Source organism: Gordonia shandongensis DSM 45094 (genome assembly GCF_000423025.1).
Lineage (GTDB): Bacteria > Actinomycetota > Actinomycetes > Mycobacteriales > Mycobacteriaceae > Gordonia > Gordonia shandongensis.
On the sequence record NZ_AUHE01000001.1, the window covers coordinates 60,059 to 80,935 of the forward strand.

29 protein-coding genes are annotated in these 20,877 nt (G+C 68.2%); 5 read left to right on the forward strand and 24 right to left on the reverse strand.

Going from position 1 to position 20,877, the window contains the following annotated elements; genetic code table 11:
- Positions 1-51 precede the first annotated feature (51 nt).
- From G528_RS0100280 to G528_RS0100300, 5 genes are all read right to left on the reverse strand, one after another.
- Positions 52-375 (reverse strand): WXG100 family type VII secretion target, encoded by a 324-nt coding sequence (locus G528_RS0100280; RefSeq protein WP_026917216.1) that lies wholly within the window; start codon positions 373-375, stop codon positions 52-54.
- Between the two features lie 27 nt (positions 376-402).
- A complete protein-coding gene (locus tag G528_RS15915) occupies positions 403-1,863 on the reverse strand; it encodes a hypothetical protein (protein ID WP_051198143.1) in 1,461 nt (486 codons plus the stop codon).
- The gene (locus tag G528_RS0100290) at positions 1,863-2,156 is read right to left on the reverse strand and encodes a type VII secretion target (protein WP_245569627.1); all 294 of its coding nucleotides are present in this window, start codon (positions 2,154-2,156) and stop codon (positions 1,863-1,865) included. The genes G528_RS15915 and G528_RS0100290 overlap by 1 nt, the downstream gene beginning before the upstream one ends.
- 65 nt (positions 2,157-2,221) lie before the next feature.
- Positions 2,222-2,626 carry a YbaB/EbfC family DNA-binding protein gene (locus G528_RS0100295; protein WP_245569628.1) on the reverse strand — a complete coding sequence of 135 codons (405 nt, stop codon included), beginning with the start codon at positions 2,624-2,626 and terminating at the stop codon, positions 2,222-2,224.
- Entirely contained in the window at positions 2,623-2,916 is a 294-nt protein-coding gene (locus tag G528_RS0100300) for a hypothetical protein (protein ID WP_035718505.1), read from the reverse strand. The genes G528_RS0100295 and G528_RS0100300 overlap by 4 nt, the downstream gene beginning before the upstream one ends.
- A gap of 239 nt (positions 2,917-3,155) precedes the next feature.
- Here G528_RS0100300 and G528_RS0100305 point away from each other — a divergent pair, with 239 nt between their 5' ends.
- Complete coding sequence (locus G528_RS0100305) at positions 3,156-4,382, forward strand: MinD/ParA family ATP-binding protein (protein WP_156890307.1); 1,227 nt, start codon at positions 3,156-3,158, stop codon at positions 4,380-4,382.
- Positions 4,383-4,392: 10 nt separating this feature from the next.
- Here G528_RS0100305 and truA read toward each other — a convergent pair whose 3' ends face one another.
- The 9 genes from truA to G528_RS0100350 all read right to left on the reverse strand — a co-directional run bounded on the left by truA (position 4,393) and on the right by G528_RS0100350 (position 11,489).
- The gene (gene truA / locus G528_RS0100310; protein WP_026917221.1) at positions 4,393-5,280 is read right to left on the reverse strand and encodes a tRNA pseudouridine(38-40) synthase TruA; all 888 of its coding nucleotides are present in this window, start codon (positions 5,278-5,280) and stop codon (positions 4,393-4,395) included.
- 151 nt (positions 5,281-5,431) lie between these two features.
- A complete protein-coding gene (gene rplQ, locus G528_RS0100315) occupies positions 5,432-6,010 on the reverse strand; it encodes a 50S ribosomal protein L17 (protein WP_026917222.1) in 579 nt (192 codons plus the stop codon).
- Positions 6,011-6,133: 123 nt separating this feature from the next.
- On the reverse strand, positions 6,134-7,186 hold the full coding sequence (locus G528_RS0100320; protein ID WP_026917223.1) for a DNA-directed RNA polymerase subunit alpha: 1,053 nt from the start codon (positions 7,184-7,186) through the stop codon (positions 6,134-6,136).
- 92 nt (positions 7,187-7,278) lie between these two features.
- The gene (rpsD, locus tag G528_RS0100325; protein ID WP_026917224.1) at positions 7,279-7,884 is read right to left on the reverse strand and encodes a 30S ribosomal protein S4; all 606 of its coding nucleotides are present in this window, start codon (positions 7,882-7,884) and stop codon (positions 7,279-7,281) included.
- Between the two features lie 24 nt (positions 7,885-7,908).
- A complete protein-coding gene (gene rpsK, locus G528_RS0100330; RefSeq protein ID WP_026917225.1) occupies positions 7,909-8,316 on the reverse strand; it encodes a 30S ribosomal protein S11 in 408 nt (135 codons plus the stop codon).
- Positions 8,316-8,684, reverse strand: coding sequence for a 30S ribosomal protein S13 (gene rpsM, locus G528_RS0100335; RefSeq protein ID WP_026917226.1), 369 nt, complete (start codon positions 8,682-8,684; stop codon positions 8,316-8,318). The genes rpsK and rpsM overlap by 1 nt, the downstream gene beginning before the upstream one ends.
- 172 nt (positions 8,685-8,856) lie before the next feature.
- Entirely contained in the window at positions 8,857-8,970 is a 114-nt protein-coding gene (rpmJ, locus tag G528_RS0100340) for a 50S ribosomal protein L36 (protein ID WP_026917227.1), read from the reverse strand.
- Between the two features lie 93 nt (positions 8,971-9,063).
- Complete coding sequence (gene infA, locus G528_RS0100345; protein WP_004023539.1) at positions 9,064-9,285, reverse strand: translation initiation factor IF-1; 222 nt, start codon at positions 9,283-9,285, stop codon at positions 9,064-9,066.
- Positions 9,286-9,500: 215 nt separating this feature from the next.
- A complete protein-coding gene (locus G528_RS0100350; RefSeq protein ID WP_051198144.1) occupies positions 9,501-11,489 on the reverse strand; it encodes a CocE/NonD family hydrolase in 1,989 nt (662 codons plus the stop codon).
- Between the two features lie 267 nt (positions 11,490-11,756).
- Here G528_RS0100350 and G528_RS0100355 point away from each other — a divergent pair, with 267 nt between their 5' ends.
- From G528_RS0100355 to G528_RS15920, 3 genes are read left to right on the forward strand one after another with little or no spacing between them, the layout of a single operon-like run.
- Positions 11,757-12,167, forward strand: coding sequence for a phage holin family protein (locus G528_RS0100355; RefSeq protein ID WP_026917229.1), 411 nt, complete (start codon positions 11,757-11,759; stop codon positions 12,165-12,167).
- A 30-nt stretch (positions 12,168-12,197) separates the two neighbouring features.
- Positions 12,198-12,665 (forward strand): D-aminoacyl-tRNA deacylase, encoded by a 468-nt coding sequence (dtd, locus tag G528_RS0100360; protein WP_026917230.1) that lies wholly within the window; start codon positions 12,198-12,200, stop codon positions 12,663-12,665.
- A gap of 57 nt (positions 12,666-12,722) precedes the next feature.
- A complete protein-coding gene (locus tag G528_RS15920) occupies positions 12,723-14,012 on the forward strand; it encodes a glycosyltransferase 87 family protein (RefSeq protein WP_084637958.1) in 1,290 nt (429 codons plus the stop codon).
- On the opposite strand, the gene G528_RS0100370 is transcribed toward G528_RS15920, so the two are convergent.
- The 10 genes from G528_RS0100370 to rpsH all read right to left on the reverse strand — a co-directional run bounded on the left by G528_RS0100370 (position 13,932) and on the right by rpsH (position 20,057).
- The gene (locus G528_RS0100370; protein WP_026917231.1) at positions 13,932-14,357 is read right to left on the reverse strand and encodes a hypothetical protein; all 426 of its coding nucleotides are present in this window, start codon (positions 14,355-14,357) and stop codon (positions 13,932-13,934) included. The two genes, G528_RS15920 and G528_RS0100370, sit on opposite strands and share 81 nt — an antisense overlap.
- 140 nt (positions 14,358-14,497) lie before the next feature.
- The gene (gene map, locus G528_RS0100375; RefSeq protein ID WP_026917232.1) at positions 14,498-15,289 is read right to left on the reverse strand and encodes a type I methionyl aminopeptidase; all 792 of its coding nucleotides are present in this window, start codon (positions 15,287-15,289) and stop codon (positions 14,498-14,500) included.
- A gap of 7 nt (positions 15,290-15,296) precedes the next feature.
- Complete coding sequence (locus G528_RS0100380) at positions 15,297-15,845, reverse strand: adenylate kinase (protein ID WP_026917233.1); 549 nt, start codon at positions 15,843-15,845, stop codon at positions 15,297-15,299.
- Positions 15,842-17,173 carry a preprotein translocase subunit SecY gene (gene secY / locus G528_RS0100385; RefSeq protein ID WP_026917234.1) on the reverse strand — a complete coding sequence of 444 codons (1,332 nt, stop codon included), beginning with the start codon at positions 17,171-17,173 and terminating at the stop codon, positions 15,842-15,844. Before secY ends, G528_RS0100380 begins: the two co-directional genes overlap by 4 nt.
- Positions 17,174-17,387: 214 nt before the next feature.
- The gene (rplO, locus tag G528_RS0100390; RefSeq protein WP_026917235.1) at positions 17,388-17,828 is read right to left on the reverse strand and encodes a 50S ribosomal protein L15; all 441 of its coding nucleotides are present in this window, start codon (positions 17,826-17,828) and stop codon (positions 17,388-17,390) included.
- Positions 17,825-18,010, reverse strand: coding sequence for a 50S ribosomal protein L30 (gene rpmD / locus G528_RS0100395; RefSeq protein WP_026917236.1), 186 nt, complete (start codon positions 18,008-18,010; stop codon positions 17,825-17,827). The genes rplO and rpmD overlap by 4 nt, the downstream gene beginning before the upstream one ends.
- Before the next feature lie 2 nt (positions 18,011-18,012).
- Complete coding sequence (gene rpsE, locus G528_RS0100400; RefSeq protein ID WP_026917237.1) at positions 18,013-18,663, reverse strand: 30S ribosomal protein S5; 651 nt, start codon at positions 18,661-18,663, stop codon at positions 18,013-18,015.
- 46 nt (positions 18,664-18,709) lie between these two features.
- Positions 18,710-19,105: a 50S ribosomal protein L18 gene (gene rplR, locus G528_RS0100405; protein ID WP_026917238.1), complete on the reverse strand. Its 396-nt coding sequence runs from the start codon at positions 19,103-19,105 to the stop codon at positions 18,710-18,712.
- A gap of 3 nt (positions 19,106-19,108) precedes the next feature.
- A complete protein-coding gene (gene rplF / locus G528_RS0100410; protein WP_026917239.1) occupies positions 19,109-19,645 on the reverse strand; it encodes a 50S ribosomal protein L6 in 537 nt (178 codons plus the stop codon).
- 13 nt (positions 19,646-19,658) lie between these two features.
- The gene (gene rpsH / locus G528_RS0100415) at positions 19,659-20,057 is read right to left on the reverse strand and encodes a 30S ribosomal protein S8 (RefSeq protein ID WP_026917240.1); all 399 of its coding nucleotides are present in this window, start codon (positions 20,055-20,057) and stop codon (positions 19,659-19,661) included.
- 295 nt (positions 20,058-20,352) lie between these two features.
- Between rpsH and G528_RS17945 the strand changes: the two genes are divergently transcribed.
- On the forward strand, positions 20,353-20,862 hold the full coding sequence (locus G528_RS17945) for a hypothetical protein (RefSeq protein WP_051198145.1): 510 nt from the start codon (positions 20,353-20,355) through the stop codon (positions 20,860-20,862).
- The last annotated feature ends 15 nt before the right edge of the window (positions 20,863-20,877 follow it).

Consider the following 20,877-nt stretch of genomic DNA (forward strand, 5'->3'; position numbering starts at 1 on the left):
TCTGATCGGTGATGGTTTACCGTCTGTCCGGTGACGTCCGGCGCGGTGACGTCAGATCGACAGTGGCGCGGGTGCGCCGCCGCCGCTGCTGCTGATCTGTCCCGCGACGGTGACGTCGTCGTCCTCGTAGCCGCGGAACCCCACCGTGAGTTTGACTTCGATCTCGTCGAGCGCCATCTGCAGACGGGTGGCGATGCCGTGCCAGTCCGTGTGCGTGGTCCCGAAGGCGTTCGACGCCTTGCCGTCCCAACCGGCCTGCCCGCTGATCGCCGACTTCTGGACCTGGGTGATGACCCGGTGCATCTCGTCGACGACGCCCTTGATCGACTTCGCCGACGCCTGTCCGGCGACGAGGTCGAGATTGAGTCCCCTCATGGATGTCTCCTCCCCTGTACTGCCGGATCAGACTGACCCGGCAAGATCTCGTTGGCCGATGCCGAGCACGAGCGCGGCATCGAATTCCAGCGCTTCGGCCGAGGCCGCGCTGAGCCACTCCGGCGAAACCGACGGTGATTCCGGCGGCCCCGACGGCGTCTCCGGCGGGGTCGCACCCGCACCGGTGGTGAACGACGCCGCGAGCGCCGGTCCGCTCGGGCCGTCCGACGGCCGGGCGGCAACACTCGGCGCCACCGCCGGCGTCGCCGTCATCGGTCCCGCGGGTCCGGCGGCCTCGGTGGCGGTGTGGGCCTCCGGTGTCGACGAGGTGACAGCTGCGACGGCGTTCGTCGTGACCGGGCACTGCGCCAGCGGCGCCTCGGGGGTGTTCACCTCGGGCACCGCGGGTCCGCCGCCGACGGGTCCCCCGCCGCCGGCCGGGCCGGCGCTGCCCGTGACCGTCGCACCCGGGGGTTTCGGCACGGTCGTCGCCGGGGTCCCCGCGGCGCAGGTCGGCGGGCAACCGGCACCGCCGACTCCCGCCGGTCGGGTGCCCGCCGGGGTGAGCCCCGATGCCGACGTGTCCGGGGCCGGCGCATCGGAGGCGGACCCGTCCGTTCCGGCTCCCGCCAGCAGCGATACCGCGAACCGCGCTCCGGCCTGCACCAACGGCAGCATTCCGGTCATGAGGTCGGCGGCCGCCCGGGCGCCGCCCTCACCGCCGGCCCCGGGAACCGGGGTGATCGGCACCGGTGCACCGTTGCGCACCATGTCGGAGGTCGGTCCGGCCAGTTGTGCGCGGGTCGCCGCGACGACCGCCAGCCCTTGCGCGAGCCCGTTTGCGGCGATGCCGAGAGCCGCCGCCTGACCGGGCGGGGTCAGCAGCGTCGGGGCCGCGGCGGCCAACAGTCCAGCGGTCTCGGCGACGACCCCCTGGAGCTCCATCGCTCCGGTCGCCACGATGCCCGCGGCCGCCTGGAGGTCGAACGCCATTCCCGATCCCTGTGCGGCCAGGGCACCGGACTCCGCTGCCGTCCGGGTCGCCGCCGTGACGGCCGACCCCGCAGCCGTTCCCGTCCAGCCGCCGTCGATCGCCTTCGCCGCGCCAGTCAGCGTCGACACTCCGCGCTCGAGCACCCCCGCGATCTGCCGGTGCGCCTGATCGGCACTCCCGGGACCGCCGAGCCGTCCCGTGCCGAAACACGCGAGCAGATCGAGGATCGGTTTGATCAGCATGCTCGGGTCGAGCCCGACGGGCCCCGGCACCCCGGGCAGCCCGACGACGTCGCCACCCGGACCCGACGGTCCCGGAAGCGGGCCGATCCCGAGTCCCGACAGCACGTCCTGCACCGGATCCCGGGGCACAGAAGTCTCGCTCGGGCACTCGTGCGGCATCGTCTCGGACGACGGGAGAGGCGGGCCGCATCCGTCGGCCGGGACGCTCGCGACCTCCGGTGCGGCGGGCGGTACGCCCACCTCGGTGCTCATCAGAGCACCAGCCCCGTCGCCCCGACGCCGTCGGCGGTGGCGAACGAGTCGAGTCCGCCGAGCGCCGATGCCGCGATGGCGGTGTGCGCGGCGGCCAACTGCTCCACCGACGCGAGGTGATTCGCCTGGGCCACCCCGTAGGCGACCGCGAACTCCTGCCCGATCAGGCCGAACACCGCGGTCACCGCCGCCGATACCGCGACGGTGTCGAGAGCCCCCGCCGCCGCCGTCGCACCGCCCAACGCGGCGGCCGTGGCGCCGAAGGTCTGCAGCGTCTCGGGCTGCACACTCACCTGGTTCACATCTCCCCCTTGATGCTCGACCGCCCCGAATGCTCCCCGGAGGCGGGTGTGGTCCCCTATGACGTTGGACGCACCGGACCACGATTCGGTTCCAGCGACTCACCGGTCGGGTCGGTTCCGGTCAGATCGGTTCCGGTCAGGTCGGCGAACTCCTCGCAGAACTCCCGCATGATCTCGCCGCGGACGGCGAACACCTCGGTCGCGGCTCGGATGGCCGCCCCGACGATCGCCTCGGCGAGCCGGGCGGCCCGACCGCCGCCGGCTCCGTCGAGAATCGTCAAGTCGATCATCGCGCCGTGGCCGTCCACCTCCACCCGCACCCGGCCGTCGTCTCCGACACCGACGGCTCGCAGCGACGACAGTCGACGTCCGACGTCCTCGAGGGCGCCGAGCTGATCCCGAGCTCGATCCTGCAGGGCATCCATCGCGGCGTTCCCCGTCCCGAACCGGTCGACGGTCATCGTCGCCTCCGCGCACCGCACCGGTCGGCCGCGGCCTCCGCCGTCACCAGGTCGTCGCGCGACGGCAGCCCGAGGAGCGCGAGCGCATCGGCGCTCACGCCGCCGGCCCCGAGCGCCTCGCGGGTGTGGACTCCGGCTGCGGTGCCCGCCAGCCGGCACAGGGCGAGGATCTCCTCGGCCAATGCCGCCGGCGATCGTCTCATCGCCGCCGAGGCCAGCGTCATCCGCACCGGGAGTCCGGCAGCGGTGCACGTGACGGAGATGGTTCCCGTCCGCGATGCGACCGACATCAAACCGTCGTCGCCCGATCCCCCGGATTCCGCTCCGGGATGTCCCGGGACCGCCGGTCCGCGCGGGTTACCGGATCCAGATGTACGTTCCGAGTCGTGTTCCTCTCCCGTCATGCGAGTTAGACGCGCCCCGATCCGATTCGGTTCCATCCCCCGATTCACGGGCGTGTCGGTCGATGCGGTGATTACCGTCGGCGAGACACGGTGACCGCTCGGTCACCGACGTACGAGGGGGACCCATGACCGTGCACGACACCGACGATCCGAACATCGAGCGCATCGCCGACGCCCCGCCGTGGCTGTCCGCGCAGCCGGCCGCCGACATCGACCTGTCGGCCCTGCTCGGCGGTGCGGTCGCGGCACATCCGACGACGATGCCCGGTCCCGGACCGGTCGCCGGACCTCCACCGACACCCGTTCCTCCGCCGCCACCCGTTCCCACCCCGATCCCCGTTCCGGCCCCGATCCCCGTTCCGACACCGACACCCGTTTCTCCCGCCCGCGCCGCCGGCCCGCAGCCCGGGCGCGCCGTCGGCCCCGCACTCGACCAGGTCGCGTTGCTCCGCAGGGCGCGTCACGCACCGGCGCACGGGTGGCGACGCGCGGTCCACACCCTCACCGCGGGCATGGTGAACCCGGGAGAGTCGACCGCGCAGATCGAATACCAGCAGCTGATCGAACGGCTGCGTCGCCCGATCCGCGGCGACTACCGCATCGCGGTGCTGTCGTTGAAGGGCGGCGTCGGCAAGACCACCACCGTCGTCGGGTTGGGCGCCACATTCGCCTCCCTGCGAGGAGACCGGGTGATCGCCGTCGACGCCAACCCCGACCTGGGGACCCTGGCGCAGCGGGTCCCCCTGCAGACACCGTCAACGGTGCGGAACCTCCTGGCCGATCCCTCCGTGCACCGGTACTCCGACGTCCGTGTTCACACGTCGCAGGCGGCGAACCGGCTGGAGGTCCTCGCATCGGAACGCGACCCGGCGGCGGCGGAGGCGTTCAGCGAGGACGAGTACCGCGGGGTCCTGACCATCCTGCAGCGCTTCTACAACATCATCATCACCGACTGCGGGACCGGCATGAGCCACAGTGCGATGCGCGGTGTGCTCGCCACCGCCGACGCCGTGGTCCTCGTCTCGTCGCCCGCGCTCGACGGCGCGCGCAGCGCCGGCGCCACCCTCGACTGGCTCGCCGGCCACGGCTACGGCCACCTCATCGACCGCTGCGTCGTCGTGCTGAGCTCAGCGCGACCCGGCGCGTCCACGATCGATCTGGACCAGTTGGCCCAGCATTTCCTCACCCGCTGCCGAGCCGTGCACACCATCGGGTTCGACGATCACCTCGCCGAGGGCGCCGAGATCGATCTCGGCCTGCTGCGCCGATCGACCCGCCGCAGCCTGGTGGAGTTGGCCGCGGTCATCGCCGACGACTTCGGGAATCCGCCGGTCCGCCGATCGCAGGTGTGAGGCGCCGCCCTCAGCAGCACCCATCAGCGTTGTCGGCGTCATCGGCATTGTTCGCGAGGTCTGCGGCATCGCGGACGTCCCGTGTGCGCTCGTTGCGGGCGGCCCACTGCTCCGGCGGCGGATAGTCCACACCGGTGAGCGTGAGCCCCCGCGCCTGGGCGACGGGGACCTGTGACGATCTGGTGCGCTCTGCCAGCAGACCCGCACACCAGTCGACGGTGCGCCGTCCGTCCCCGACGGATGCGACCGCGCCCACGAGGGAACGCACCATCGACCAGCAGAACGCGTCCGCGCGGACCTCCCCGATGACGACGGCACCGGCACGACGCCACCGAAAACCCTGGAGTTCGCGGATGGTCGTCGCGCCCTCGCGGAAACGACAGAACGCGGCGAAGTCGTTCAACCCCACGAGACGCGCCGACGCCTCGTTCATCGCGTCGACGTCGAGCGGCCGACTCCAGTCCGCGGTGTTCCGGGCATGGATCGGGTCCGCTCCCCACGGGGCGTCGCTGAGTCGGTACTCGTAGGTCCGCGCCACCGCCGAGAACCGTGCGTCGAAGTCAGCGGAGACCACGTCGACCCGCAGGACCCGCACATCGTCGGGCAGCATCTTGGCCAGCCGCCGCACCAGCCGCGACGGGTCGCCGTCGATCGACCGGGTCTGCAGTGACGACGCCGGCACATCGCAGTGGGCCACCTGCGCCGTCGCGTGGACGCCGGCGTCGGTGCGTCCGGCGACGGTGAGGCGGACCGGGACGCGGAGCACGGTGCCGAGCGTGTCCTGCACCGTCTGGCACACGGTGCGCCGCCCCGGTTGCACGGCCCAGCCGGAGAAGTCGGTGCCGTCGTAGCCGATGAGCAGTCGAAGCCGCACCTGCTCGTCACCGTCCCTGCGCACCCCGTCCGCGTGCTCGCCGTCGGTGTCGGCGTCCTCGTTCACGGGTTCCTCCTGACTCCCAACGGTCCCGTCTGACAGACGACGAACCCGTCGGCACCGCGTCACGGTGCCGACGGGTTCGTCGGTGGATTCGTCTGGCGACGAGCCCTACTTACTTGTCGTCGGTGCCGTCGACGTCGACCCCGGCCTCGGCTGCGTCATCGGCAGTCGCGGCGGCCTGGTTCTCGTCAGCGGCCTCGGCCACGGCCTCGGCGTTCTCGACCTCGGCCTCGGTGGCCTCCGCCTCGACGCTCTCGACCACGTTCTGCTCGGCCGCGGCCTTCTTCTTCGACGCCGCCGCGCGGGTGGCGCGGTTGGCCTCGGACGATGCGGTCTTCTCGCGCACCAGCTCGATGACCGCCATCGGGGCGTTGTCGCCCTTGCGCGGCATCGTCTTGATGATGCGGGTGTAGCCGCCGTCGCGGTCGGCGAAGAACGGACCGATCTCCGCGAACAGGACGTGGACGATCTCCGTGTCGCGGATGTCCTTCATGACCTCGCGACGATTGGCCAGCTGGCCCTTCTTCGCGTGGCTGATCAGCTTCTCGGCGTACGGGCGCAGCCGCTTGGCCTTGGCTTCGGTGGTGGTGATTCGACCGTGCTCGAAGAGCGCCGTGGCGAGGTTCGCCAACATCGCCTTCTGGTGGCTGGCCGACCCGCCGAGACGGGCACCCTTGGTGGGCTTGGGCATTTCTTACTCCTAGGGGAGACTCTCGATCTCGCGACCGGAAGTCCGTAGGTCAGTGAAAGAACCTGTATGTCGGCGGTTCCCTGAACGCTACGCGCCGCGGAACCGGTGGTTGAGTTCAGGCAGTTACAGCTGCTCGGTCTCGGCGTAATCCTCGCCGCCGTCCGCGTCGAACGGCGCCTCGTCCGACCACGTGCCGGTGGCCGGGTCGTACCCGGCGACCTGCGACGGATCGAAGCTGGCCGGGCTGTCCTTGAGGGACAGGCTCAGGCTGTGGAGCTTGACCTTGACCTCGTCGATCGACTTCTGGCCGAAGTTGCGGATGTCGAGGAGGTCCGACTCGGTGCGTGCGACCAGCTCGCCGACGGTGTGAACACCCTCGCGCTTGAGGCAGTTGTACGACCGGACGGTGAGCTCCAGATCCTCGATCGGCAGGCTGAAGGCGGCGATGTGATCGGCCTCGGCGGGCGAGGGTCCGATCTCGATGCCTTCGGCCTCGACGTTCAGCTCACGGGCCAGACCGAAGAGCTCCACCAGGGTGCCGCCGGCCGACGCCAGGGCGTCGCGGGCGGTCATGGAGTTCTTCGTCTCGACGTCGAGCACCAGACGATCGAAGTCGGTGCGCTGCTCGACACGAGTGGCCTCGACCTTGTAGGTCACCTTGAGGACCGGCGAGTAGATCGAGTCGACCGGGATGCGGCCGATCTCGGCGCCGGTGGCCTTGTTCTGCACGGCGGGCACGTAGCCGCGGCCCCGCTCGACGACGAGCTCGATCTCGAGCTTGCCCTTGTCGTTGAGGGTCGCGATGTGCAGGTCGGGGTTGTGCACGGTGACGCCGGCGGGCGGCACGATGTCCGCACCGGTGACGGCACCCGGCCCCTGCTTACGCACGTACATGGTGACCGGCTCGTCCTCTTCGGAGCTCACCACGAGTCCCTTGAGGTTCAGGATGATGTCGGTGACGTCTTCCTTCACTCCGGGGACGGTGGTGAATTCGTGCAGGACACCGTCGATGCGGATGCTGGTGACCGCTGCGCCCGGGATGGACGACAGCAGCGTGCGCCGCAGCGAGTTGCCGAGCGTGTAGCCGAAGCCCGGCTCGAGGGGCTCGATCGTGAACTTCGAGCGGTTCTCGGCGATGACCTCTTCGGACAGAGCGGGTCGCTGTGAGATGAGCATGAGGTGGGATTCTCCTTCGGCCGCCCACTATTTGACGGCCACGAGGGGTGGACCGAGCAGCTGCTGCTGCTCGACGGATGCGCGAGCGGCTCTTACTTCGAGTAGAACTCGACGATGAGCTGCTCGGTGAGCGGGACGTCGATCTGAGCACGCTCGGGCACGGAGTGCACGAGGATGCGCAGCGTCGACGGGACCACCTGCAGCCAGGCCGGAACCGGACGTTCGCCGAGGGTCTCCTTGGCGATCTGGAACGGCGTGGTCTGCAACGACTTCGGACGGACGTCGATGATGTCGTACTGGCTCACGCGGTAGCTGGGCACGTCCACGCGGACACCGTTGACGGTGAAGTGGCCGTGGCTGACCATCTGGCGAGCCTGACGACGGGTCCGTGCCAGGCCGGCGCGGTACACGACGTTGTCGAGGCGGGTCTCGAGGATCTGCAGCAGGATGTCGCCGGTCTTGCCGCCGCGACGATTCGCCTCCTCGTAGTAGCGCCGGAACTGCTTCTCCATGACGCCGTAGGTGAAGCGAGCCTTCTGCTTCTCCTGCAGCTGGAGCAGGTACTCGGTCTCCTTGATCCGCGCACGACCGTGCTGGCCGGGCGGGTAGGGACGCTTCTCGAACGCCTGGTCGCCGCCGATCAGGTCGACGCGAAGGCGACGGGACTTCTTGGTGGCGGGGCCGGTATAGCGAGCCATTGTTTCTTCTTCCTCCCTTTCCCGCTAGACCCGGCGCCGCTTGGGCGGACGGCAGCCGTTGTGCGGCTGCGGGGTCACATCGGAGATGGTGCCGACTTCGAGGCCTGCCGCCTGCAGCGACCGGATGGCGGTCTCACGACCCGAACCCGGTCCCTTGACGAAGACGTCGACCTTCTTGACGCCGTTCTCCTGTGCCTTGCGGGCCGCGTTCTCGGCGGCGAGCTGAGCGGCGAACGGGGTGCTCTTACGCGAACCCTTGAAACCGACGTGGCCGGAGCTGGCCCAGCTGACCACGTTGCCCTCGGGGTCGGTGATCGAGACGATGGTGTTGTTGAACGTCGACTTGATGTGGGCGTGGCCCAGCGGGACGTTCTTCTTATCGCGACGACGAGTGCCCTTCTTGGGGCCTGCGCTACGTGACTTGGGCGGCATTACTTCTTCTTCCCGGCGATGGTCTTCTTCGGGCCCTTGCGAGTGCGGGCATTGGTCTTGGTGCGCTGACCGTGGACCGGCAGGCCGCGACGGTGTCGCAGACCCTGGTAGCAGCCGATCTCGATCTTGCGGCGGATGTCGGCCTGCACCTCGCGGCGCAGGTCGCCCTCGACCTTGACCGAGGCCTCGATGTACTCACGAAGCTTGGCGACGTCACCATCGGTGAGGTCCTTGGCGCGCAGGTCCGGCGAGATGCCGGTTGCCGCGAGGATCTCCTGCGAGGTGGTACGACCAACTCCGTAGATGTAGGTGAGTGCGATCTCCAGCCGCTTTTCGCGGGGGAGGTCCACACCTGCAACACGTGCCATGTGGCGATTCCTTCACTGTTTCAGAGGTCTGCTCCCAGTCCGTCCCGGACTCTGCGCCGGGCCCCGGCCTCTGAACCGGGGGTGGGCATCCGCGCGTCTGCGGTTGCTGGTGCTGGAAGTTTCCTAGTCGTGACGATGTTCAGTTGTTCTCTCAAGCGACCTTGAGAAGCGATCAGCCCTGACGCTGCTTGTGACGCAGGTTCTCGCAGATCACCATGACCCGACCGTTGCGGCGGATCACCTTGCACTTCTCGCAGATCGGCTTGACGCTCGGCTTGACCTTCACGTCAGCTTCTCCCTTTATCTTCGGCGGCGTTATGCCATGGGCACTCCACGACGGCGACTCGTCGACGACGGTCGGCGACGTCTCGCGCGAGGGTTACTTGTACCGGTAGACGATGCGTCCGCGAGCGAGGTCGTAGGGCGAGAGCTCCACGACCACGCGATCCTCGGGGAGGATGCGAATGTAGTGCTGCCGCATCTTGCCGCTGATGTGGGCGAGCACTTTGTGCCCGTTCTCCAGCTCGATGCGGAACATTGCATTGGGCAGAGGCTCGATCACACGACCCTCGACCTCAATGGCCCCATCTTTCTTCGCCATATCCTCCGCGATTCCCCGGCGACTTCCGTGTCAGACCGGTCCTTCTGCTTCGTCTATCCGCTACGGTGGCGATATCGCACGGCCACCCCGGTCCGTCGTCCCCCGAGGGAGGCGTGCCGGACACGGGCGCGCGTGAGCGCACGACGCACCGACGTTCTACTGTACGCGAGGCGCGTCTCTCATCCAAACCGTGCGCTGCGGTTTCCCAACGCCGGTCACCCGATGGGCCGGTTGCTCGGCACGGTGATCCAACTCGGCGCATGCGGGTCGAGCAGAATGTGCTCGGGCTTGAGTTGACTCGCGTGAGAGATCGGACCGAACGAGACCGCACGAGGCGCGTTGAGCGCGTACACCGAAACCCGCAGACGATGCCCCGGCTTGAGGAGGGCGTCGGTCCCGAGGAGTCCGACGTCGAGGGTCGTGATGGCTCCTGGTTTGACGGGCTTGAGGCTGTAGGCGTCCAGTGCGTAGTACGGGTCGGTGAGATCTCCGTTCGGCGCGTAGCCGGACTTCGATGGTACGAGCTGGTCGCGGACTGAGACGGTCATCGATCCGGTGCTGATGACGTGACTGCTGCCGTCGGGCGCAACGTCGCTGGCGACCACTGAGAAGAATCCGTCGCGCGCATCCACCTGAGTTCGGAGGTGGACGTTGAGCGGGCCGTTGACGCTCGTGGTCCGGGCGACCTTCGGAGAGGTGAAGGTGAGTGCACCGCGTTCGGCTATCCGATTGTCCTGCGAGCAGGCGTCGATCGGCAGCGGGAGGCCCGTCTGGTCACGTGTGGCGTCGTTGGAGCACAGGGTGGTGATTCCCGGCGCGACGGTCCACTTGGCGGCGGTGCGCGTCGGCCGGTCGGACAGCGAGCCGTCGCGGACGGAGGTCGGGGAGGTCCCGCTGCGCCGCGGTGTCAGATAGAGGCGTCGATGTTCCTGCCCCGGCCGGGGGAATTGGTCGGACTGCACCCAGCCGCCGCCGATCTGGTGGCTCGTCGCGGGACGGTAGCGGTCTATCCCGTTGTCGACTCCCTTGAGCCACTTGTCGAACCATGCCTTCTGCAGCACGTCCATGGCCGGCGGGGCTCCCCGCCGGTTCTGGTCCCACCCGCCGGTGATGTGCATGAAGTCGCCCATGATGAGCTTCTTCTTGTCGGACGTGAGCCCCGACAGTTGCGAGAGGGTCCGCCACTCCATATTGGTGAACAGGTCGTGCCAACCACCGGTCACGAACGTCGGGATGTCGATCTTGGCGGCGTCGGTGTAGAGCGCTTTGCGGTAGGTCGAGTTGATGCTGACCAGATCCTTCGCGGCGCCGGTGAGGCTGCCGACGGTCGGCGCGAAGAGCCCCTGAAGGTATGCGTCGAAGAAGACTGCGGGATTCTGCAGGCGCTGCACGAGTGCCTTGACGTCGAACTGGCCGCGCAACAGGCTCGGGAAGTCGGGGATGAACTTGGCACTGTTGACCAGGGTCAGCCACAACCCGAGGAAGCCCGCGCCGAAACCCGACCCGGGGGCCACGACGTCGGCGACGATGTCGGTCATCGGCGCGGCCGGGAAGATCGCTTCGAGGCCTTTCGGCCGTTTGGCTGCGGCCTGCATCTGGTTGATCGCCGAGTACGAGTAGCCGCTCATCCCGAGCTTCCCGTTGGAGTACGGCCGGTGGCGTGCCCAGTTGAGGACCTCGAGAGTGTCCTTCTGCTCGCGCGGCCCGAACACCTGCCAGACACCCTGCGAGGTGCCCGTGCCGCGCACGTCGACGACGACTTGCGTGTAGCCGCTGCGTACCAGCTTCTGGTCTACCGAGAACACGCTGGGCAGTCCGCCGCTGAGCATCTTGGTGATCTCCTCGGCACCGGAGATCGGTGTGCCGCGCAGGCTGAGCATTCCGAGCAGGTTGGTGATGGTGGGCTGCAACACCGGGAAGTTGTAGAAAACTTCTGCGAGCATCGTGATCAGTTTATTGTATGGGGTCATGTTCACGATGACGGGGAGCTTGGTGTCGACGGGCCGATTCGCGGCGTCTGCAGGCCGGTAGACGTCGGCACGGAGCACCGTCCCGTCCGACATCGTGATCGGAACGCTCGGGATCACCGCGATTCCCGGGTAGCGCTGCGGACCGTCGTGACTCCGAGTCCATGCCGCCGGACTGATGCCTGTCGGACCAGCGTTGGCCGACGTACCGACCGCCGCAGCCACCCCGACGGCCATGGCGCCCGACACGAGAACAGCGATCGTCCGCCGCCAGAATCTCCGCACGCCTCGTCCTCTCGATTGATCTCACACCACCCGCATCCCGCGGCGTGATGATCCTCACACTCCGTGATTATGTTACTTATCGGTATCCTTCGTCAAGGTGCGATCCAGATGCGGCGCGCGGACATGTCGGAGCTCGACAGCCCTGCGCCGAGACCGTCTGAGTTCCCCCGATCAACGCCGTACTCCATCCGTCTGGATCACTCGTGAGATATTGGAGCCATGCGCGCATTCCTCGTCCGGACCGCCCTGACCGGCCTCGCCCTGTGGGTCGCTGCGTCGATCCCCGGCATCGGCGTCTACTTCCACTTCGGCGGTGTGGAGTCGTGGTGGGGCAAGACCGGCATCGTCCTGGCGACCGCCGCGGTCTTCGGTGTGGTGAACGCCGTGGTCAAACCGGTCGTCCAGGTGCTGTCGATTCCGCTGTACATCCTCAGTCTCGGCCTGGTGCACATCGTCATCAACGCGCTGATGCTGTCGATCACGAGTTGGGCCACGAACACCGTCTTCGATCACGGCCTGGTGATCGACGACTTCTTCTGGTCGGCGATCCTCGGTGCGATCGTGGTCTCGGTGGTCGGCTGGCTGACCGCGATCCTCATGCGCGACCGGCTGGAGAACCTGTACCAGTGACAGCGACGACGCGGCCGGGACGGCGCTGACGTGCGCGCCGTGATTCAGCGGGTCACCTCCGCCTCGGTGACCGTCGACGGCGAGGAGGTGGGCCTGCTCGATCTCGAGGACGACCGGACGGACGGCGAACGGACGGGTCTGGTCGCACTCGTCGGCGTCACCCACGACGACGACGCGAGGTCGGCGGCCCGTCTCGCCGACAAGATCTGGCGGCTGCGCATCCTCGACGGCGGCGAGGGGCGCCCCGAGGCGTCGGCCGCCGACCTCGACGCCCCGATCCTGGTGATCAGCCAGTTCACCCTGTACGCCAACACCGACAAGGGGCGGCGACCGTCGTGGAATGCGGCCGCCCCCGGGGCCGTCGCCGAACCGCTCGTCGAGAACGTCGTCGACGAGCTCCGCGCGGCGGGAGCAACGGTCGCCACCGGTCGATTCGGCGCGCACATGCGGGTGCGGCTGGTCAACGACGGCCCCGTCACCATCCTCCTGGAGACCTGACCCCGCAGACCCACCGGACGTCCCGACCCCGCTGACGTGGGTTGCTACGCTGTCGCGGTGTCCAGCCACTCCTCCGGTCCCGGGTCGAGCCGCGCGCGCCGACTGCTCATCGCGGCGATCGTCCTGCTGGCCGTCACCACGACGGCCGGTCTGCTGCTGAACGTCTGGCACGGATTCCTCGACCTGCACGTGTATCGGATGGGGGCCCGCGTCTGGCTCGACGGCGACGCCCTGTACGGCCGGCGCCTGCCCTCCGTCGACGGCACACACCTGCCGTTCACCTATCCCCCGACCGCGGCGATCCTGTTCGCACCGCTCGCGATGATCCCCGTCGCCGCCGCCGACGCGGTCATGTTCGCCGCGACCCTCGCCGCCCTCGGCGCGACGCTGGCGATGGTGCTGCGTCGCCTGTACCCGACCCTCCCGGGCAGCCGGATCGCGACGATCTCGGTGGCGGCGGTCGCCGTCTTCTCGTTCATCGAGCCGGTCCGCGAGAACCTCGGCTTCGGTCAGGTGAACATCCTGCTGATGGTGATGATCGTCTTCGACGTGCTCTACCGCGGTCGGGGCTGGCCGCGCGGGCTGCTCATCGGCATCGCCGTGGCTGTGAAACTCACCCCCGCGGGCTTCCTGCTCTACTTCGCCCTGCGCCGCGACTGGCGAGCCCTGGGGACGACGATCGCGGCCGCCGCCGGAGCCATCGGTCTGACCTGGCTCATCTCACCGTCCGACTCGTCCACGTACTGGTTCGAGACGCTCCGGGAGACCGGCCGCATCGGCGCCCCGTGGTTCACGAGCAACCAGTCGATCAAGGGTGCGGTGTTCCGCTTCGGCTGGAACGAGACGCTCTCGACGGCACTCTGGATCGGGCTGTCGCTGGTCGCCGTCGCGCTGGCCGCCTACTGGATGCACCGTCTCCTGGCCTCCGGCCGACACGTGGCGGCACTCCTGGTCAACGCCGGCGTGGTGCTCCTGGTGTCCCCCGTCAGCTGGTCGCACCACTGGGTGTGGGCGGCACCGGCGCTCATGGTCGGCGTCAGCGCGCTCGCCGCACGCCGCAGGTCGCCGTGGCTCGCCGCAACCGTCGCTCTCGCCGCCGTCCTGTTCGCCGTCGGACCGCACTGGCTCATGCCCGCCCGCGACGACCTCGAGCTCACCTGGTCGTGGTGGCAGCATCTCATCGGCGACGGCTACGTGTGGCTGACCGCCGCCGTCCTCGTCGCCGGCGTGGTCCGGCAGAGTCGCGGTGGCGGCGTGAAGCCGCGATCAGCGCCAGGCGCACCAGACGCCGTCGACCCTGCGGAGGTCGAGCGGCAGGGGCAGGTCGGTACCCATCGAGTTGAGTGAGCCGTCCACCGTCGCGGTGTCGCCGTCGACGTGCACCGTATGGACCTCACTGCGGACCTCACTGCCCGCGGTCCCCAATCCGCTGAGCCAGCCGCGTGCCTCCGACAGCTTCTCGGCGGCCTCGCGACGGCCCGAACAGATCCCCGGGTCTGCGCTCCGTCGACTGACGGCGTCCGCGAACACCCGGTACCGGGCTTCGACCGCCGCATTGTCGGGGTGGTCGTCGGCCGTCGACTCGTCCGGATCGACGGCCAGGAGGATCACCCCGGTCGCGATCACCGCGATCAAGACGACGACGCCGACGACGACCGCCAGATGCTTCCACGTGGGTGCGGCCGGCGCCATGATCGATCCTCGCTCTCATCGGTGATCTGCCGCCAACATACTCGCCGACGAGCGCCCGGATGACGAGATCGGTCTCGAGAATCACCGCACCGGACGCCGCAGCGACGGGCGTCGAGAGGTGAACCGCCGGCGACCCGGGCTCAGGGTCGCGGGGTGAGGATCCGCGGACCGTCCTCGGTGACGGCCACGGTGTGCTCCCAGTGCGCCGACCGGCTGCCGTCGTCGGTGACGACCGTCCAGTCGTCGTCGAGCACGGAGGTCTCCGTGGTGCCCAGCGTCAGCATCGGTTCGATCGCGAGGGTGGAGCCGACGACCAGCCGCGGCCCCCGATTGGGTTTGCCCTCGTTCGCGAGGAACGGTTCCATGTGCATCTCGCGGCCGATCCCGTGACCGCCGTATCCGTCGACGATGCCGAAGGCCCGTCCGAATCTCTCGGCCGCCGCCCGCGTGCCGAGCTCGATCGCGTGCGAGACGTCGGTCAGCCGGTTGCCGGGGACCATGGCCGCGATCCCGGCCTCCATCGACGATCTCGTCGCGTCGCTCAGCTCCGCATCCGCGGCACTGATCTCGCCGACACCGAAGGTCCACGCCGAATCCCCGTGCCACCCGTCGAGAATCGCCCCGCAGTCGATCGAGACGAGGTCCCCGACGGACAGCACCGTGTCGGCGCTCGGGATCCCGTGGACGACCACCTCGTTGACCGAGGTGCAGATCGATCCCGGGAAGCCGTGGTAGCCCTTGAACGACGGCACCGCACCCGCGTCGCGGATCACCGCTTCGGCGACCTCGTCGAGGTGCAGCGTGCTCACTCCGGGTTTCGCCGCGTCGCGGACGGCCACGAGGGCGCGGCCGACGATCGCGCCGGCCGCCTCCATCGCGTCGAGCTCACCGGAGGTCTTGAACGGGACGTCCTTCGGCTTGCGGAAGCCCACCGTCGCGTCAGGCCTTGCCGAGCGCCGTGAGGACCCGCTGGTGCACCTCGTCGACGCTGCCGACGGCGTCGATCTCGGTGACCTGACCCGCGTAGTGGTCGAGCAGCGGAGCGGTCTCGGCGTCGTACACCGCCATCCGGTTGCGGATCACGTCCTCGGTGTCGTCGGCACGACCGCGGGCGAGCATCCGCTCGACGACCACGTCGGTGTCGATCTTGAACGACAGGACCCCGTCCAGCTGTGCGCCGAGGCCCTCGAGGATGCCCTCGAGCGCCACCGCCTGCTCCGTGGAGCGCGGGAAGCCGTCGAGGATGAATCCCTTGGCGGCGTCCGGTTCGGCGACCCGGTCGCGCACCATGTTGACGGTGATCTCCGGCGGAACCAGGTTGCCCGCATCCAGGTACTTCTTGGCTTCCACGCCGATCGGTGTCCCCTGCGAGATGTTCGCGCGGAACAGGTCGCCGGTGGAGATGTGCGGAATGCCGAGCGCCTCCGACATCAGTTCGGCCTGTGTGCCCTTGCCCGCTCCGGGCGGTCCGAGGATGACGAGTCTCACTTCAGGAACCCTTCGTACTTGCGTTGCATCAACTGGCTGTTCACTTGCTTGATCGTGTCGAGTCCGACGACGACGATGATCAGCAGTGCCGTACCGCCGAACGGGATGTTCTGGCCGGTGCCGCTGCTGAGATCCATGAACAGGTTCGGGAGGATCGAGATGATGCCCAGGTACAGGGAGCCGGGCAGCGTGATCCGGTTGAGCACGTAGCTCAGGTATTCGGCCGTCGGCCGTCCCGGGCGGATGCCCGGGATGAAGCCGCCGTACCGCTTCATGTCGTCGGCCCGCTCCTCCGGGTTGAAGGTCACCGCCACGTAGAAGTACGTGAAGAAGATGATCAGCAGGAAGTACGTGACGATGTGGAACCAGCTGGACGGGTTGATCAGGTTGTCCTGCATCCACACCTTCCACTCCGACGCCTCGGTGTCGCTCTGACTGGTCATCTGCAGGATCAGCTGCGGGATGTACAGCAGCGACGACGCGAAGATCACCGGGATGACGCCGGCCGTGTTGACCTTGATCGGCATGTAGGTGGACGAGCCGCCGTACATCTTCCGGCCGACCATGCGCTTGGCGTACTGGACCGGGATTCGGCGCATGCCCTGCTCGATGAACACGACGGCCGCCAGGATGAGGACGATCGCCACGCAGACGAGACCGAAGGCGAGGCCGCCGCGCTGGTCGAGGATGTTCTTGCCCTCGGCGGGAATGCGGGCCGCGATGCCGACGAAGATGAGCAGCGACATGCCGTTTCCGACGCCGCGCTCGGTGATGAGCTCACCGAACCACATGACGAGACAGGCGCCCGCGGTCATCACCAGCACGATGATCGACAGACCGATGATCGAGTCGTCGCGGAGGATCGCCGTCGGGTCACAGCCCTCTCCCGCGCTCGGCAGGAGGTTGCCGGTCGCGGCGAGGGCCACGATGCCCGTCGACTGCAGCAGGGCCAGCGCCACCGTGAGGTAGCGCGTGTACTGCGTCATCTTGTTCTGGCCGGACTGGCCCTCCTTGCGCAGCTGCTCGAACCGCGGGATCACCACGGTGAGCAGCTGGACGATGATGCTGGCCGTGATGTAGGGCATGATGCCGATCGCGAACACCGACAGCTGCAGGAGCGCGCCGCCGGAGAACATGTTGATCAGCGAGTAGATCTGGCCCGAGTCGCCCGCGCTGGCCGCGTCGACACAGCTCTGGATCTCCCGGAAGTTGACACCGGGAGACGGCAGCGTGGCACCGATGCGGTACAGCACGATGATGCCGAGGACGTAGAGGATCTTCTTCCTCAGGTCGGGCGTCTTGAGGACCGCCACGAGGGGGGAAAGCACTAACTCCTCCTATAGCACCGCAATCGGTGGGCATGTCAGCTCGTCTCGCAACCGCGGCCGACTCGGAAACAACCCGGGCGCCCGACGGACGCCCACGGGGAAAACTCTAACAGTCCCCCAAGCGCAACCGGTCAGGCGAGCGGCGCCACGACGTGAACGTCGCCAGGGCGCAGCCTGCCTGACCGGTGTGCGTGAGGATCATGCGACGAAAGGCTCAGGCCTGAGTCGCGGTGCCGCCGGCAGCGGCGATCTTCTCTTTGGCGGATCCGGTGAACTTGTCGGCGGTCACGTCGACCTTGACGTTCAGTTCACCGTCGCCGAGAACCTTGACCAGGCGGTTCTTGCGAACGGCACCGGCGGCCACCAGCTCGGCGACACCGATGGTGCCGCCCTCCGGGAACAGTCGCGCGATGTCGCCGACGTTGACAACCTGGTACTCCACACGGTTGCGGTTGGTGAAGCCCTTGAGCTTCGGCAGACGCATGTGAATCGGCATCTGGCCGCCCTCGAAGCCGGCCGGAACGTTCTTACGCGCCTTGGTGCCCTTGGTGCCGCGACCCGCGGTCTTACCCTTGGAGGCCTCGCCGCGACCCACGCGGGTCTTCTCTGTCTTCGCGCCCGGTGCGGGGCGAAGGTGATGCAGCTTGATGGTCATGCGTCCACCTCTTCGACTGTCACGAGGTGCCGGACCACGTTGATGAGACCGCGGTTGATCGGGGTGTCCTCGCGCGTGACGGTCTTGCGGATGCCCTTGAGGCCAAGGGTGCGCAGGCTGTCACGCTGGTTCTTCTTGGTACCGATGGTGCCCTTGATCTGAGTGATCTTCAGCTCTGCCATGGTTATGCTCCCTGCTGCTTCGCGGCGGCCGCGGCACGAGCCCGCAGCATGCCTGCCGGTGCGACGTCCTCCACGGACAGTCCGCGGCGGGCGGCGACCTCTTCGGGACGCTGCAGCTGCTTGAGGGCCGCGACGGTGGCGTGCACGACGTTGATCGCGTTGTCCGAGCCGAGGCTCTTGGCGAGCACGTCGGTCACACCGGCGCACTCCAGCACGGCACGCACGGCGCCACCGGCGATCACACCGGTACCCGAGCTGGCCGGACGGAGCATGACGACGCCGGCGGCGTCCTCACCCTGGACCGGGTGGACGACGGTGCCGCCGATCAGCGGAACGCGGAAGAAGTTCTTGCGAGCCTCTTCGACGCCCTTCTGAATCGCTGCCGGGACCTCCTTGGCCTTGCCGTAGCCGACGCCGACCATGCCCTGGCCGTCACCGACCACCACGAGGGCCGTGAAGCTGAAGCGACGGCCGCCCTTGACGACCTTCGAGACGCGGTTGATCGTGACGACGCGCTCGAGGTGGTTCTTCTCCTCGCGCTCGCGGCCGCGATTGTCGCGCCGATCGCGGCCGCGGCGGTCGCCGCCCCGCTGATCGTTGGTGTTGTTGTTACCGGCGGGTCCGTTGCCGCCATCACGCTGACGTCCGGGCATCAGAGGTCCCCTCCGTTGGTAGTCATGTTGATCTGCACGATGCTCATCAGAAGCTCAGGCCTCCCTCGCGGGCAGCGTCGGCCAGAGCCGCGATGCGGCCGTGGTACTGCTTGCCTCCGCGGTCGAAGACGACGGTCTCGATGCCGGCGGCCTTGGCACGCGCGGCGACGAGCTCGCCGACCTTGGCGGACTGCGCCGTCTTGTCGCCGCCCGCTGCGCGGACGTCGGCCTCGATGGTGCTGGCCGCGGCCAGGGTGCGACCGGTCAGATCGTCGATCAGCTGCACGTGGATGTGGCGGCTGCTCCGCTTGACGGCCATGCGCGGACGATCGGCGGTGCCGTCGACCTTCTTGCGCAGGCGGAAGTGACGACGATTGGTCGCGGTGCGGCGACGGGTCGACACGTCCTTGCCGAGGGGCTTGCGAACAGTTGTTTCACTCATGTCTTACTTACCCGTCTTTCCGACCTTGCGGCGGATCTGCTCACCCTCGTAGCGAATGCCCTTGCCCTTGTAGGGGTCCGGGCGACGCAGGCGGCGGATGTTCGCCGAGATCTGGCCGACTTGCTGCTTGTCGATTCCCGAGATCGAGAACTTGGTGGGCGACTCCACCGCGAAGGTGATGCCCTCGGGCGCCTCGATGGGCACGGGGTGGCTGTAGCCGAGGGCGAACTCGAGGTCCCGACCCTTGGCCTGCACGCGGTAGCCGACACCGAAGATCTCCATCTTCGTGGTGTAGCCCTGGGTGACGCCGACGACGAGGTTGTTGACCAGCGACCGGTTGAGGCCGTGGAGAGCGCGGTTCTCGCGCTGCTCGTCCGGACGGCTCACCACGATCTGGTTCTCCTCGACGGCGACGGTGAGCGGGTCGGAGACCGTCATGCTCAGCTCGCCCTTGGGTCCCTTGACGGTGACGTCCCGGCCGTCGATCGTGACGTCGACGCCCGCGGGGATTTCGATGGGATTCTTACCAATACGCGACATGTTCTCGTTCCCCCTACCAGACGTAGGCGAGGACTTCGCCGCCCACGCCCTGGTTGTATGCCTGGCGGTCGGTGAGCAGGCCGGACGACGTGGAGATGATGGCCACGCCGAGGCCGCCCAGCACCTTGGGCAGGTTGGTGGACTTTGCGTACACACGCAGACCCGGCTTGGAGACGCGGCGCAGACCGGCGATGCTGCGCTCGCGGGTCGGGCCGTACTTCAGGGTCATGGTGAGCTTCTTGCCGACCTCGGCGTCCTCGACGCGGAAGTCGGTGATGTAGCCCTCGCGCTTGAGGATCTCGGCGATGTTCACCTTGATCTTCGACGACGGCAGCGACACCTCGTCGTGGTACGCCGAGTTGGCGTTGCGCAGACGCGTGAGGAAGTCTGCGATCGGGTCAGTCATGGTCATGGTTGACCGTCAACCTTTCTCGTAGCGGTTCCCATGCAGCGGTCGGTGCGAACTGACGTCCGCCTCACCCGGTGGGCCTTCCACGAAGTGGATAGTTGTGCATATGTCCCGCCGTCGATGCCCTTGGTTTTTCACCGGCACCGTCGGCGTTATGAAGTTGTGGGCCCCGGGGGCACAGTTCACCCAGGCAACCTGAAACAGTGTAGAGACTTCGCAGGCCGAACCCAAATCGGGCATACTCGGTCATATGGGGAGCGGGGGGAGACGGCGTCCGGACCGATGGTGGCTGATCGCGATGTCGATCATCGCCGGTCTCACGGTGGCGGCGGCGGTGGTCGGGGTGCTCGAGGCCCTGCGCGTCGTCGGCTTCTTCTGGCCGCTGGTCGTCTCCTTCTGGGGGCTTCCTCTTCTCGGCGGCGCGTGGCTGGCCCTCACGGTCGCCGGCCTGTTCCTCTATCGCGGCGGATGGCCGCTCATGGTCGCACCGGTGATCGTGGGCGTCGGCGCGGCGGCCGTCCTGTGGTCGGGGCTTCCGTCGCGGGCGCAGTTCGCGCTGTCGGAGTCGGCGTTGAACGACGCCGCCGACACGTGCGTACCCGCCGAGGACGTCCGGGTGGGCCTCTACCGGTTCACCGACATCGAGCGCAGCGGGGAGTTCTGCCTGTTCGTCATGCCCGACGGGTTCATCGACCGTGTCGGATTGACGCGGATGCGCCAGGGTCCACCACCCGATCTGTACCAGCGACTCAATCTCACCGTCCGGCAGTACCGCGGCGACTGGTACACGTTCACCTGGCGGTTCTGACAGCGGCGGCCGCCG

What these genes read in the sequence shown, in the direction of transcription:
- G528_RS0100280 (WP_026917216.1), bottom strand. Translation starts at nt 375, where the DNA reads ATGAGGGGACTCAATCTCGACCTCGTCGCCGGACAGGCGTCGGCGAAG.
- G528_RS15915 (WP_051198143.1), bottom strand. Translation starts at nt 1,863, where the DNA reads ATGAGCACCGAGGTGGGCGTACCGCCCGCCGCACCGGAGGTCGCGAGC.
- G528_RS0100295 (WP_245569628.1), bottom strand. Translation starts at nt 2,626, where the DNA reads ATGACCGTCGACCGGTTCGGGACGGGGAACGCCGCGATGGATGCCCTG.
- G528_RS0100300 (WP_035718505.1), bottom strand. Translation starts at nt 2,916, where the DNA reads ATGTCGGTCGCATCGCGGACGGGAACCATCTCCGTCACGTGCACCGCT.
- G528_RS0100305 (WP_156890307.1), top strand. Translation starts at nt 3,156, where the DNA reads ATGACCGTGCACGACACCGACGATCCGAACATCGAGCGCATCGCCGAC.
- rplQ (WP_026917222.1), bottom strand. Translation starts at nt 6,010, where the DNA reads ATGCCCAAGCCCACCAAGGGTGCCCGTCTCGGCGGGTCGGCCAGCCAC.
- G528_RS0100320 (WP_026917223.1), bottom strand. Translation starts at nt 7,186, where the DNA reads ATGCTCATCTCACAGCGACCCGCTCTGTCCGAAGAGGTCATCGCCGAG.
- rpsD (WP_026917224.1), bottom strand. Translation starts at nt 7,884, where the DNA reads ATGGCTCGCTATACCGGCCCCGCCACCAAGAAGTCCCGTCGCCTTCGC.
- rpsK (WP_026917225.1), bottom strand. Translation starts at nt 8,316, where the DNA reads ATGCCGCCCAAGTCACGTAGCGCAGGCCCCAAGAAGGGCACTCGTCGT.
- rpsM (WP_026917226.1), bottom strand. Translation starts at nt 8,684, where the DNA reads ATGGCACGTGTTGCAGGTGTGGACCTCCCCCGCGAAAAGCGGCTGGAG.
- infA (WP_004023539.1), bottom strand. Translation starts at nt 9,285, where the DNA reads ATGGCGAAGAAAGATGGGGCCATTGAGGTCGAGGGTCGTGTGATCGAG.
- G528_RS0100350 (WP_051198144.1), bottom strand. Translation starts at nt 11,489, where the DNA reads ATGGCCGTCGGGGTGGCTGCGGCGGTCGGTACGTCGGCCAACGCTGGT.
- G528_RS0100355 (WP_026917229.1), top strand. Translation starts at nt 11,757, where the DNA reads ATGCGCGCATTCCTCGTCCGGACCGCCCTGACCGGCCTCGCCCTGTGG.
- G528_RS0100370 (WP_026917231.1), bottom strand. Translation starts at nt 14,357, where the DNA reads ATGGCGCCGGCCGCACCCACGTGGAAGCATCTGGCGGTCGTCGTCGGC.
- rplO (WP_026917235.1), bottom strand. Translation starts at nt 17,828, where the DNA reads ATGACCATCAAGCTGCATCACCTTCGCCCCGCACCGGGCGCGAAGACA.
- rpmD (WP_026917236.1), bottom strand. Translation starts at nt 18,010, where the DNA reads ATGGCAGAGCTGAAGATCACTCAGATCAAGGGCACCATCGGTACCAAG.
- rpsE (WP_026917237.1), bottom strand. Translation starts at nt 18,663, where the DNA reads ATGCCCGGACGTCAGCGTGATGGCGGCAACGGACCCGCCGGTAACAAC.
- rplR (WP_026917238.1), bottom strand. Translation starts at nt 19,105, where the DNA reads ATGAGTGAAACAACTGTTCGCAAGCCCCTCGGCAAGGACGTGTCGACC.
- rplF (WP_026917239.1), bottom strand. Translation starts at nt 19,645, where the DNA reads ATGTCGCGTATTGGTAAGAATCCCATCGAAATCCCCGCGGGCGTCGAC.
- rpsH (WP_026917240.1), bottom strand. Translation starts at nt 20,057, where the DNA reads ATGACCATGACTGACCCGATCGCAGACTTCCTCACGCGTCTGCGCAAC.
- G528_RS17945 (WP_051198145.1), top strand. Translation starts at nt 20,353, where the DNA reads ATGTCGATCATCGCCGGTCTCACGGTGGCGGCGGCGGTGGTCGGGGTG.